Below are 12,376 nucleotides of genomic sequence, written 5' to 3' on the forward strand. Positions count from 1 at the left end.
GTTCCCATCCCGAACACGGAAGTCAAGCTCTTCAGCGGCGATGGTACTGCAGTTTAAACTGTGGGAGAGTAGCTCGGTGCAGCCTTAAAAATAGCAAAACCCCTGATGGAGAAATCCGCCAGGGGTTTTGTGCGTTGAGTGGTTTCCGCCCCCGCTCCCGCGGGGTGACGACAGTCTCCAAACAAAGCTTCACGACCTGTAACCCTTGAGCGACAGTAAGAAGCCGACAATTCACGCTGACTATAAAATGAAGTATTTGCCAAATTTTAATTAGACTTCCCACTGAAGCGTTGGCTATGTAAAGAGGAGCAATAACTCACTAGGACGACACTTCAATGCGGAAACAACTTTTCTTTTTCAGTCTTTTCACGCTCGCGGCTTGCGGCCAGAACACTGCCCAGACAAGCGATACAAGCGCGCTCGTATCCCAGCAGCAAGCGAACAAAGCCTTCGCTATCGTCAAAGGCATCGATTACCTGCCGTTCACCTACATCGTTGACGGTTGCTACGCGCGCTCTCTGTATATGTCACTGGAATTGGCCGCTGAAGGCATTCCAAGTTCTGCGCATTATGTCTTCGGCTATCTTCAGCCGACCAAGGCGGTAACCTGGAGCTACCACGTCGCCCCGCTGCTGCAGGTCGCAAACTCCTCACAGGAACCCTGGATCCTTGATCCCGCATTTGAATCCCGTCCTCTGACGCGCACACAATGGCTGGCGGAAAATTTCGCCGAGTCGGACGATGATCTCGCGGCGACAGCGCGCAGCACCTGGACGCAGATCCGGGCCGGCTCCGCCTATTTCGATGAAAGCGGCCGCGTCGCGGAATTCGATACGGACGAATCCCTGGCCTACACCACTGTTAAAGCCAGCGATGGCACCGTCATGTCCTTGAAAGCCCGACCCATCGATCCTTCCGTCCTGATTCCAACGTTCTCTGAAATGCCAACCTTCCTGTCGAGTGACATCCACTCAGCCTGTACGGTCATGCACAACTACATCAAGAACGAAGACCTTGATGTCAATGAACGAAGCGCCAAGACCAAGCGCCTTCTCGCCAGCACGACCCGTCTCGCCAAAGCCATGGACGGCGTGAAGAAGCTGACCCGCGATGGCGTCACCGGCTCGTGGACGACAGCTGGATCCGCCTGCAAGACAGCGATGGAAGGCTACTACCGCTAAATCCCGGGAAGCGTGGGCCTGTCAGCTGATTGGCCCGCGAAATCCTGCAGCCCTTCTCACAGCTCCCGACCTGTGTCAGAATACTTGACAGCCCCTTATCATTTTTCTCTCACATTATTCAGTGGATACACCAGAGCGTTGCCTGGACCATATCTTGAAAGCAACACCCCTGGCGCAATCCGCGTCTGAGGCATCCCATGGCTCGACTCTATCCCAATACTGACAAGGTCCGTGTAATCTTCGCCAGCCAGGCGGAGGAACAGTTCTACCAGCAGTGCAAAATGCTCAGCAACGATTGGGCGGTCTATTACTCCTGCACGCTCAGCGGCATCGAAGGCGAAAACGGGCTGACCGATAACGAAATTGATTTCGTGCTCTTTCATCCGCGCATCGGCCTTGTCGTGATGGAAGTCAAAGGCGGGCGCATCTCGTATAACCCCGACAATCTTCAGTTCTATACGGAAAACCGCTTCGGCGAGCGTTTCCCCATCAAAAATCCTTTCGCCCAGGCCCTGAACTGGAAGAGTCGCTTCCTCCGCTACCTGAAGAAGAAAAACGTCAAAGTCCCCATGACCCACATGGTCTGCCTTCCTTCGGTGCATGAACAGGACTTCCCCGATCGCCCCGATGTGGAAAACATGCTGCTGATCGGTCGCCAGCGCCTTGAGAATCTCGAAGAATCCCTGATGAAAGCCGTCACGGCCGCCCAGCCGGCCCGCTTTCTTGAATTTGATGACGTGTCGGATGCCGTCGATAAAATACTCCGCGGCTCGCATTACACCAGCCGCCTTTATATTCGCGATTACATCGACCAGCATGAAAGCAAGGTCAAAGACGTCGAGCATATCCACGACACGCTGATATCGCCGATGGTCAGCACCAAACGTCTTGCGGTCGAAGGCGAAGCCGGAACGGGCAAAACCATGCTGGCCATGGCTCTTGCGAAGCACTTCCGTGATCTTGGGCAGAAAGTCCTGCTCCTTTCACCCAACCCGGTCCTGAATCAGTACATGACCGAACAGGTCGGCAGTCGCATTGAAGTGCAGACCTATGCGGAATTCGCCTCCGACTTCGGCGTGGATATCCTCAAGCGTGCTCCCGATTTTGAAGGCAGCCGTGAGGACTGGATTCAGTATGTGGGCCCCGAGCGCCTGAAAGCCTCGATTCTGAAGAGCAGCAAACGCTTCGATGTCCTTCTCTGTGATGAAGCCCAGGACGTGCAGCCTTTCTGGTGGGAATCCATCGAGGCGTCCTTGCAGAGCCCTGACAGTCATTTTTATATCTTCTTCGATCGTAGCCAGGGTGTCTTCGGTTCCGGCTCTTCAGAAGGCCATTTTGTGCCCGAGGATGTGCTTCCGATCAGCACTCCTTACTTCCCGCTGGTGAATAACTATCGCACGACCAAGGAAATCTCGACCTTCTCGCGGAATTTCCGCACGGGTCGGCAGATCCTGAACAGTCACTCCGGGCGACTCGGGTATATCCCAGCTCTGATTCTTTATAAGGATGCGGCCGACGCGCAGAAAAAAATCGAAGAACTCGCATCACGCCTTTGTGATCAGGAAGGACTGCGCAGCGAGGAAATCACAATCCTGTCAGCTCGACGCCCACTGCAGGAAGGGTCGGTCCTTCAAAATGTTCAAAAACTAGGCAATTTTGAGCTGTGTGATATCGGAAATAATCGGAAAGCCCCGCGGAGTGACAGAACTCTTGCCGTATCGACGATTCAGGCTTTTAAAGGCCTGGAAACCTCGGTCGGCCTGATCTGCAACCTGAGCGAATACAACATGCCGCTGACCAATCCGATCATGGCGAGTCTTCTTTATGTGGCCTGCACGCGTGCGAAACACATGCTCTATATTTTACTCCAGGAAGACGACGCGAAGAAAGAGGTCATCCAGAAAGCCATGGATGCCATCAGCAACAAGGGCTCGCTGATTATCGGCGAAGCTTCGCATGACCATATGTATGCCGGCACTGTGAGTTACTTCAATCCCGAACGCGTCGGCTGGCTTACGGTTGACGACCCGAGCCTGCAGCGCTCGACCCTGATGTTCTTTCCGCATGATTTGAAAGAAATCGGCAGCGATAAAATAGAAGTCGGGACCCGCCTGAGTTTCCGTGTGCGCCTTGAAGGGTTCGCGCCGATCGCCGTGGATCTGAAATTAGTGCGCATGACGCCCCACGAAAATCCTGAAAAGGATCTCGTGAAGCCGGCTGTCAAGTCTGAGGTGAAGCCTTCCGTCAAGGCGGAAGTGAAGCCTGCAGTCAAGCCTGCAGGCGCGAAGAAAATCAAACCGAAGAGCGGCAAGAAAAACGGCGTGGCTTAAGCGAGGCCGATCTCTTTCAGGCGCTGCATGAGGTACGCGTCGGCCGTGATGTTCGGATAAGTCTGTTTTCCACCCGTGGCTTTGATGCAGGAAGCCAGGGGATTCAATGGTACCTCGCCCCGCGCATGCACGAAGAAAGGCGCTGAGTAACGGCGCTCGCGGCTGTTATCCGGATTCACGACGCGATGCGTCGTGGATTTGAAAAAGCCGTTCGTCAGGTTCTGCAGCATATCCCCCGCATCCACGATGATACAGCCCTTGGGCGTTACGACCGGCACCCACTGGTTGCGGCGGTCAAGGATTTCCAGGCCCGAGGCCGTGGCATCAATCAGCAGCGTGATGAGGTTGATATCCTCATGCGCTCCGGCGCGAATGCTGGAGGGATCACGATCCGCAGGGACGGGCGGATAATGAATGAGGCGCAGGATGGAATTCCCATCAATCGCGGTATCACGGATCAAAGACTTTTCCTCACCGATATAAATCGCGCAGGCTTCCAGGATGGAAAAAGCCGCGGATTCCAGGCGACGGTAGACGTCCACCATCACCCTTTGAAAATCCTTCAGCTCCTTGGGCCAGACGTTCGGCGGATAACCGGCCGAACGCGGATGCTCAGCGGAAAGTTCCTGACCCACATGCCAGAATTCTTTCAAATCGGGAGCCTTCGAATCCTTCGCGTGTTCTTTGCCGAACGAGGTGTAGCCACGCTGGCCTTTGAGGCCCGGCACTTCATAGGATTTTTTGATGGCTTCAGGGAGCTCGAAGAGTTCAGCAGTCTGAGCATAGGTATCGCGGATCAAATCAGGACTGACGGTGTGATTGGTCAGGGCGAAGAAACCCACTTCCCGCAAGGCGTTGCCGACGCCTTTAATGAACTGGTCTTTCTGCTCCGCTGTGCCATGCACATAGTCATGAAGATCGACGACAGGGATCGAGTAATGCGAACTCATGGAACTCTCCTCATCGAGGTCTAAAAAAAGATGCTGTAACGGTGGCTCATGACTAACAAAAGCCACAGAGGACTGCAAAGTCCATCTTTCGCTAAAGCATATCCAAAATTTCGAAGGGGGTGAAATGAGAAAGGCGCTGTTTTTACAGCGCCTCGGGTGGTTTAGCGAGCGGCTTCATGAGCCGCGGACTTCCGCGCTGTTTTCATCGGACTGTCAGGACCGTTCCGATAATCATAATAAGCCATTATGGATTCGGCTGCGAGGTTGGTGGCCTTGAATTTCCAGAGGTTTTCCAGCATCACCACGGCCGCCACAGCTATTTCAGGATCTTCCAGGGGATAGATGCCGGCGAACCAGGTCGTCAAACCCTGGGGATGATTGCCGGTCAGCGTGCCTGTTTTTCCGCCGACTTCCGTTCGCAGAAGGCGCAGACGGCCGCGACTGAATGCGTGTTTCGCGGTTCCATCCATCACGGTTGAATCCATAATGCGCTTCAGATTGATGGCCGTGCTTTCTTCAAAAACCCGCGTGCCCTGACTCGGAACGCCGACGGGCGTATCCTTGAAAAGGCGCACGGGAATGGCCATGCCGTTGTTCGCGATCACCGATTCCTGCCAGGCGGCATGAACGGCGGAAATGGAAACCGAACCGAATCCGGCTGCGAATTTTCCGATCGTATGAATGCTCGATGAAGTGGCGCTGGGTTCACGCAAGGGGCTTGCGGGCATCATGAAGTCGGCGGCCAGGGACTGATTATTCCAGCCGAGTCTCTTGGCCATGTTCAAAATCGGGCCAAGACCCAGCCGATTGACCGCAAGCTTGGCGAAGAAACCATTGCAGCTGTTGCCATACGCACGGCGCAGACTAAGTCCCTGGTTGGGCTTATTGCTCTCCACAGGCGGCCAGATGCCACGGGGATTCACATGCGAGCAGCCGCCGAACATGCTGAGGGTGGCTTCGGTATCAATGTCCGCAATTTCAAACGCAGTCGCAGCGACGACGGTCTTGAAAAGCGAAGCCGTAGGGAAACCGATATGCAGAGCCGAATGCGTTTCCGCGCCCCAGCGGGCGGGTGGGGCACCCTGCGCCATGGCCAGGATTTCTCCGGTCTTCACATTGATCATGACCAAAGCGGAGATAGGACTGCCGCCATTGCGAATAAAACGCGAGATTTGATTCTGAATCTGAGGCACGATAGTGACCGGACGACCTGCCAACTGCGGGTTGCTATCGGTATCACTCCATTCGGGCAGGTCAACCGGCAGAGTTGTCAGGCTTTGCGGTTTGCTCGTGTCCGTGACGGGGTGCGGAGGTGCCGTCGTATCGCCTTTCTGAGCCGAGGACTGCTGGCAGGCGAGGCAACCCGCCAGCCACAGAAGAGAAAAATAGAGCCGGCCCCGGCGAGTAGTATGGGAGTTTGACACTCTTATCCTCTACCTTTATAAAGGTTTTTTTATGGTTGGATCGAAATTTTGAGCTGTTATGAGCCTATTATACAGGATCAGAAGATTTTTTACACGGCCTTGGATACTATTGCAAACTCTGCGTTCTTGCTCACAGGCGCGCAATCCGCGATAATATTGGGTCGGCCCCTATAGGAGTTGCGTTATCACTCTCTTTTTCTACCTGATTTTGGAAATCATGCCGCAGTTTGTGACGGTCTTTTGCGTCATGAGCGCTGTCATCGTGATATCGCAGCTCGTTCGTCTTTCGGAAATCCTCGTGACCTTCGGTCTTTCCGTGGAAAACCTGCTCCTGCCTTTTCTTTTCATCCTGATGCCGTTTATTTCCATCATTGTACCCATCTCGATTATGTTTGCCATCCTTTTAGCATTCAGTCGTCTGTCGGCGGACGGCGAATTCACGGCCATGATCGCTTCAGGATACTCACTGCGTCGCGCGCTGAGGCCAGTCCTGGCGGTCACGTTCGTCGCCTACCTCATCGCCTTGCTGGGCGCGGTTTACTTCGAGGCCTGGGGACGTCGCGAGACGCTGCAGTTCTATCATCGCAAGACTCAGACTGAATTGGATAACATGATTCGTTATCGAATGAAGCCTGGAGTTTTTCTCGACGACTTTCTGGGTTATGTGCTCTATGCCGAACACATCTCACCCGATCGCACCCGTTTTGAAAACGTGATGCTGGGTCCAGGTCATAACACGCAGAATCAGCATTTCACCCTGCTCGCTCCCGCCGCAGCCATCACGGGCTCGGTGGAAGCCGGGGATCTGCGCATGTCCTTCGATTATGGAATCATCTACACGACGAAGGCTGATAGTGATGATGTTTCGGTGATCAAATTCAAACGCGCCGAGCTTGATCTCCTTTCGATTTTCCGCGAGCAGATCTTCGGGCCCGGATCAGCGGAAGATGATTATCGCAGCTACACGCCGGGTGAGCTGAGTCGTTACGTGGATTCGGTGAAAGACAGCAAGGAACCGAAGGATCGTGAGAATTATCTGAAGGCCCGCTTTCTTTATCATCAACGCATGAGCATGCCCTTCGCCTGCTTTGCATTTGCACTCTTTGCCATGGTGCTCGGTATTCAGGATGAACGGCGTGGAAAAAATCATGCGTTCCTCGGGGCCAGTCTTGCGATTGTGCTCGGCTACATTGCCATGATGTCGTTTAAGTTTCTGGCCGAAAAAGGAATGCTTTCAGGTCCAGCTGGGGCCTGGTTGCCGCATCTACTCATGACAGGCTTTGGTGCCTTTATGGTCTACCAAAAGAACCGCCTCCCGCCTTCAGAATCCATCTTTGATTTGCGTCATATTCCCGGCTTAAGGAATCTTCGGAGGCGTGCTAAAATGCGCGCAGACTAAGGGTGACGAGCATACAACTGATCGCTGGTCGAGCCGCTGCAAGCGTGATATGACTGGGGACTCTCTTGGATGAGGGGTCAGCCGAGTCGAGGCGATAGCCATTCAACAGCTTGAAGGTGGAGACATGAGACGAGTTGTCATCACAGGTTTGGGAATCGTTGCACCGACTGGAAACAATGTTCAGGAAGCCTGGGAAAGCGCCGTCGCGGGTCGCTCAGGAACCGGCCGTATTACGCTTTACGATCCCACAGGACACCGTGTGCAGGTGGCCGGTGAAGTGAAGAACCTCAGAACCGAAGGCGTGATCGACCCCAAGGATGCCAATCGACTCAGCCGCTTTATTGTATTCGCCACCATGGCTGCCGATGAGGCAATCAAGGACAGCGGTCTGCCTTTGAATGTGAACCAAGAGCGGAATGGCTGTGTCATCGGTGTGGGTATGGGCGGCATCGCTGATATCGAAGAATCCACCAAGATCCTCCTGGAAAAAGGCGAGAAACGAATTTCGCCGTTTTTTATCCCTTATGCCATACCCAATATGGCGGCAGGTTACGTTTCCATTCAGTATCAGCTGCGTGGACCCAACACCTGTACCGCAACGGCCTGTTCGAGCGGAACGCACGCCATTGGCGAAGCCTTCCGTTATATCCGGGACGGCATGGCGGATGCCATGGTCTGTGGTGGGGCGGAGAGTGCGATCAGTCCGCTTGGTATTGCATCGTTTGCAGCGCTGAAGGCTTTGAGCACCAACAACGACGATCCGGTTCGCGCGTCGCGGCCCTTCGATATGAATCGAGATGGCTTCGTCATGGGTGAAGGCGCCGGTATCCTGGTGCTCGAAGAGCTGGAAAGTGCGAAAAAACGCGGAGCAAAAATTTACGCCGAGGTCATCGGCTACGGTTTGTCCGGCGATGGACATCATATTACAGCGCCTCGTGAGCGCGGCGAAGGTGGTCGTCGATGTATGAAGATGGCATTGGATTCAGCAGGGCTGATGCCGGACGACATCGACTATATCAACGCGCATGGAACTTCGACCAAGATCAACGATCAGTATGAATCAGAAGCGATCATGGACCTTTTTGGGCCCCATGCTTACAAGCTGGCGATTTCCTCGACCAAAGGCGTGACCGGCCATTGTCTGGGCGCGGCTGGTGGTATTGAGGCGGTCTATACCGCTCTGACCATTCATCGCAGTCTGGTGCCTCCGACGGCGAATTTCCAAACGCCGGATCCGGATTGTCCGCTGGATTATACGGTGCGCGAAGCTGCCGAGAAAAAGGTTCATGTCGCTCTGTCGAATTCCTTCGGTTTCGGAGGCACAAACGCGACGATCGCCTTCCGTCGCTTTCATTGAAATGTATTTTTTCAACCTGCTGTTTGGTGTAAAAGCAGCAGGTTGTTGTTTTTTTTTGGCTTCATTACCCAAAAAGACAGCATAAAAGCCCAGGAATTTTCGTAATTTTACAAGATCTCAAGTTTTTGAAGGGTGAGAAATGACTGCGAAGAAGAAGACTCCCTTGGAGCGGGATCTCCTTGTCAAAATGTACAAGGACATGGCCCTGTTCCGCAGATTTGAGGAGCGTGTAGGTCTGGCCTACACCAAGCAGAAGTTTTCCGGCTTCTGTCACCTTCACATCGGCCAGGAAGCACTGGCTGTTGGGGTGCAGAGTGCTCTCCGTGACACTGATTACATGCTCAGCGGCTATCGCTCCCACACGCAGGCTATTGGCAAAGGCATCTCGCCTGAGGCGGTGATGGCTGAACTCTTCGGCAAGGTCGATGGGTGCTGCCGTGGCAAAGGCGGTTCGATGCACATGTTCAGCAAGGAACATCGTTTCCTTGGCGGTCACGGCATCGTCGGTGGACAGACACCGATTGCGGCAGGCGTGGGTTTCTCCATTCGCTACCGCAACGAAGACGATATCTGCGTGTGCTACATGGGTGACGCCGCGACCAACCAGGGTCAGTTTTTCGAAGCGATGAACATGGCGGCGACCTGGGATCTGCCCGTGCTCTTCATCATTGAAAACAACAAGTACGGCATGGGCACCGACATCCGTCGCACCACTTCGGTGGATGCGCTCTGGAAGCGGGCTCTTGCCTTTGATATGGCTCATTCCGATGTCGATGGCATGAACGTCGTGACGGTTCACGAGCATGTGAAAGCCATCGTCGATCAGATGCGCAAGGATCATAAGCCTTATCTCCTTGAGGCCCTCACCTACCGCTATCGCGGTCATTCGGTGTCGGATCCCGGAACTTACCGGACCAAAGAGGAAGTGGAAGATTATCAGAAGAACCGCGATCCCATCATGCAGCTTGAACGCTTCATGAGCGAGCAGAAGCTGGCGACGGAAGCTGAGTTCAAGGCCTGGGATAACGAGGCCAAGGAACGCGTGAAGGCAGCGGAGGAATTCGCTGACAATTCACCGAATCCGCCGGTTGAAGAGCTGTGGGACCATGTTTTGGTTCCTTGATGAGGGGAAGAAGGAGATCATTCGATGGCAGTTTTAACATTTCGTGAAGCCCTGGGTCAGGCGATGGCCGAAGAGATGGAACGCGATCCTAACGTGTTCCTGATGGGCGAAGAAGTTGGTCTTTATAATGGTGCGTACAAGGTTTCGAAGGGTCTTTTGGACCGCTTCGGGCCGCGTCGCGTGTGGGATTCTCCTATTTCTGAACTTGGCTTTGCCGGTTTGGGAGTGGGCGCGGCGATGACCGGCACACGGCCGATCATTGAATTCATGACCTGGAACTTCGGTATCCAGGCTTTGGATCAGATCGTGAACCACGCGGCGAAGATGCTTTATATGTCCGGTGGACAATTCAATGTGCCCATCGTGTTCCGCGGTCCCAACGGTGCCGCGCACATGCTTGCGGCGCAGCATAGCCAGGCTTATGAGCCCATGCTCACCAATATCCCTGGTTTGAAGGTCGTCACGTGTTCGACGCCTTATGATGGCAAGGGTCTTTTGAAAGCCGCGATCCGGGATAACAACCCTGTGCTGTTCCTGGAAAGCGAGATGATGTACGGCATGAAGGGCGAAGTGCCGGACGAGGAATATATCATTCCTTTGGGCGTTGGCGACATCAAGCGTGAAGGCACGGATGTGACGCTGATCGCCTGGAACAAGATTCTGCACAAAACCATGGAAGCCGCCGAAGCTTTGGCCAAGGAAGGTATTTCCGCCGAGGTTTTGGATCCGCGTACGCTCCAGCCTTTGGATGAAGACTTGATCTTCGCATCGGTGCGGAAGACCCATCGACTTGTGATCGTTGAGGAAGCGTGGAGCTTTGGTTCGGTCGGCTCGCAGATTGCCGATCGCGTGCAGAAGGAATGCTTCGATGAACTCGACGCACCCATCGGCCGGGTTACCAACGAATTTGTTCCCATGCCTTACAACGAGGCTCAGGAGGAGCGCACAGTTCCTTCCGTGGAACGTATTGTGGCAGCGGTGAAAGAAGCCCTTTACCTTTAAAACGCAGCAGGAAGTGTTATGGCAGAAGTCATAGAAATGCCCAAGCTCAGCGACACCATGGAAGAAGGTGGGATCGCGGCCTGGTTGAAAAAAGAAGGTGATTTCGTCAAGGAAGGCGAAGCTTTTGTCGAGATCGAAACCGACAAGGCGACGATGGAATATAATTCCCCTTTTGAAGGGACGCTTTTAAAGATTCTCGTGCCTGCGGGCAAGGCCTGCGCTTTGAATGAGCCGATCTGTGTGATCGGTGAGAAGGGCGAGAACGTTGACCTTGGAAAACTCGGCGGTAAAGGCAAGGCCGAGGCTCCGAAAGCGGAAGCGCCGAAACCAGCGGCTCCTGCTCCTGCGGCTGCAAAAGCTGCTCCGGCACCAGCGCCTGCAAAAGCTGCTCCTGCTCCCGCGGCACCGGCTCCAGCTCCGGCCCCTGCACAAGGCACGGGCGAGCGCCTGCGGGCTTCGCCTTTGGCCAAGAAAGTGGCTGAAGAAAAGCATGTGGATCTGAGTCAGATTCAAGGTTCGGGACCGAACGGCCGCGTTGTTATCCGCGATGTCGAGCAGGCTCTGGCCGGGGGTGGAGCGGCTCCAAGAGCGTCAGCTCCTGCGAAAGAGGTTGGTCCTATTCAGCCGATGCCTCTGCCTCAGTTCGGCGATCAGGATATTCCTGTGAACATGATGCGCAAGACTATTGCCAAGCGTTTGCTCGCCGGCAAAAACGAGGCGCCGCATTTCTATCTGACCCGTTCGGTGAACATGTCGCGTCTGAACGCGTGGCGTCAGCGTTTGAATGCTGAAGCCGAAGCGCAAAAACAGCAAAAAGTCAGCGTTACCGATCTTTTGGTGCTGGCTGTGTCCCGCGCTTTGATGAAGCATCCTGAAGTGAATTCGTCCTGGCAGGGAGATTTCATTCGCCGTTACGGAGCGGCTCATGTCGCTGTTGCCGTTGCGATTCCCGATGGCCTGATCACGCCTGTGGTTCGTAATGCCAACCACCTCGGCGCGCGTGATATTGCTCGTGTGACCAAGGACCTTATCGACCGCGCGAAAAGCGGTGGTTTGAAACCGGATGAATATCAGAACGGAACGTTCTCGATTTCAAACCTCGGCATGATGGGTATCGAGCACTTCACAGCGATCATCAACCCCCCTCAGGCTGCAATTCTGGCTGTCGGCGCCACCATCCCGACACCATGGGTCAACGAAGCGGGTGCGGTGGAAGTTCAACCCCGGATGACCATGACCATGTCGTGCGATCACCGCGTGGTGGACGGCGCTGTTGGAGCTTCTTTCCTCCAGACGCTCGCGTCGTACCTGGAAGACCCCTTGCTGATCCTGTCCTAAGCTGTTAGTAGAAATAAAAGGGGTCTCGTGAGACCCCTTTCTGTGTCCGAATGGCCCTATAGTTAAATGGATATAACGGTCCCTTCCTAAGGGACAATTCTTGGTTCGATTCCAGGTGGGGCCGCCACTCAACACTTGCCTTCATTTCCGGCTCTCCCCGAATCGTAGTGGGTCCGACCCTGAATCTCTCTACCGGCACATATTTAAAACGGCTCTCCCCGAATCGTAGTGGGTCCGACCCTGAATCTCTCTACCGGCACATATTTAAAACC

General features: G+C 54.4%; 9 protein-coding genes, 1 tRNA gene and 1 rRNA gene. 9 read left to right on the plus strand and 2 right to left on the minus strand.

The window, feature by feature from the left end; translation table 11 throughout:
* The 3 genes from rrf to VFO10_RS14460 all read left to right on the plus strand — a co-directional run.
* A 5S ribosomal RNA gene (rrf, locus tag VFO10_RS14450) occupies positions 1–85 on the plus strand; the annotation flags it as partial.
* Between the two features lie 250 nt (positions 86–335).
* Positions 336–1,181 (plus strand): protein-glutamine glutaminase family protein, encoded by an 846-nt coding sequence (locus VFO10_RS14455; protein WP_325141322.1) that lies wholly within the window; start codon positions 336–338, stop codon positions 1,179–1,181.
* 197 nt (positions 1,182–1,378) lie between these two features.
* Entirely contained in the window at positions 1,379–3,511 is a 2,133-nt protein-coding gene (locus VFO10_RS14460; protein WP_325141324.1) for an NERD domain-containing protein, read from the plus strand.
* Here VFO10_RS14460 and VFO10_RS14465 read toward each other — a convergent pair.
* Positions 3,508–4,461 (minus strand): isopenicillin N synthase family dioxygenase, encoded by a 954-nt coding sequence (locus VFO10_RS14465; RefSeq protein WP_325141326.1) that lies wholly within the window; start codon positions 4,459–4,461, stop codon positions 3,508–3,510. The two genes, VFO10_RS14460 and VFO10_RS14465, sit on opposite strands and share 4 nt — an antisense overlap.
* 161 nt (positions 4,462–4,622) lie before the next feature.
* The gene (locus tag VFO10_RS14470; RefSeq protein ID WP_325141328.1) at positions 4,623–5,885 is read right to left on the minus strand and encodes a penicillin-binding transpeptidase domain-containing protein; all 1,263 of its coding nucleotides are present in this window, start codon (positions 5,883–5,885) and stop codon (positions 4,623–4,625) included.
* Positions 5,886–6,093: 208 nt separating this feature from the next.
* Between VFO10_RS14470 and VFO10_RS14475 the strand changes: the two genes are divergently transcribed.
* The 6 genes from VFO10_RS14475 to VFO10_RS14500 all read left to right on the plus strand — a co-directional run bounded on the left by VFO10_RS14475 (position 6,094) and on the right by VFO10_RS14500 (position 12,231).
* Complete coding sequence (locus VFO10_RS14475; RefSeq protein ID WP_325141330.1) at positions 6,094–7,284, plus strand: LptF/LptG family permease; 1,191 nt, start codon at positions 6,094–6,096, stop codon at positions 7,282–7,284.
* Positions 7,285–7,408: 124 nt separating this feature from the next.
* Entirely contained in the window at positions 7,409–8,641 is a 1,233-nt protein-coding gene (gene fabF, locus VFO10_RS14480) for a beta-ketoacyl-ACP synthase II (RefSeq protein WP_325141332.1), read from the plus strand.
* 139 nt (positions 8,642–8,780) lie between these two features.
* Positions 8,781–9,764, plus strand: a complete 984-nt coding sequence (pdhA, locus tag VFO10_RS14485; protein ID WP_325141334.1) for a pyruvate dehydrogenase (acetyl-transferring) E1 component subunit alpha — start codon at positions 8,781–8,783, stop codon at positions 9,762–9,764.
* A 24-nt stretch (positions 9,765–9,788) separates the two neighbouring features.
* Complete coding sequence (locus tag VFO10_RS14490) at positions 9,789–10,766, plus strand: pyruvate dehydrogenase complex E1 component subunit beta (RefSeq protein WP_325141337.1); 978 nt, start codon at positions 9,789–9,791, stop codon at positions 10,764–10,766.
* 18 nt (positions 10,767–10,784) lie between these two features.
* The gene (locus tag VFO10_RS14495; protein WP_325141339.1) at positions 10,785–12,104 is read left to right on the plus strand and encodes a pyruvate dehydrogenase complex dihydrolipoamide acetyltransferase; all 1,320 of its coding nucleotides are present in this window, start codon (positions 10,785–10,787) and stop codon (positions 12,102–12,104) included.
* Positions 12,105–12,156: 52 nt separating this feature from the next.
* Positions 12,157–12,231, plus strand: a tRNA-Arg gene (locus tag VFO10_RS14500).
* Positions 12,232–12,376: the final 145 nt, after the last annotated feature.

Source organism: Oligoflexus sp. (assembly GCF_035712445.1).
GTDB lineage: Bacteria > Bdellovibrionota_B > Oligoflexia > Oligoflexales > Oligoflexaceae > Oligoflexus.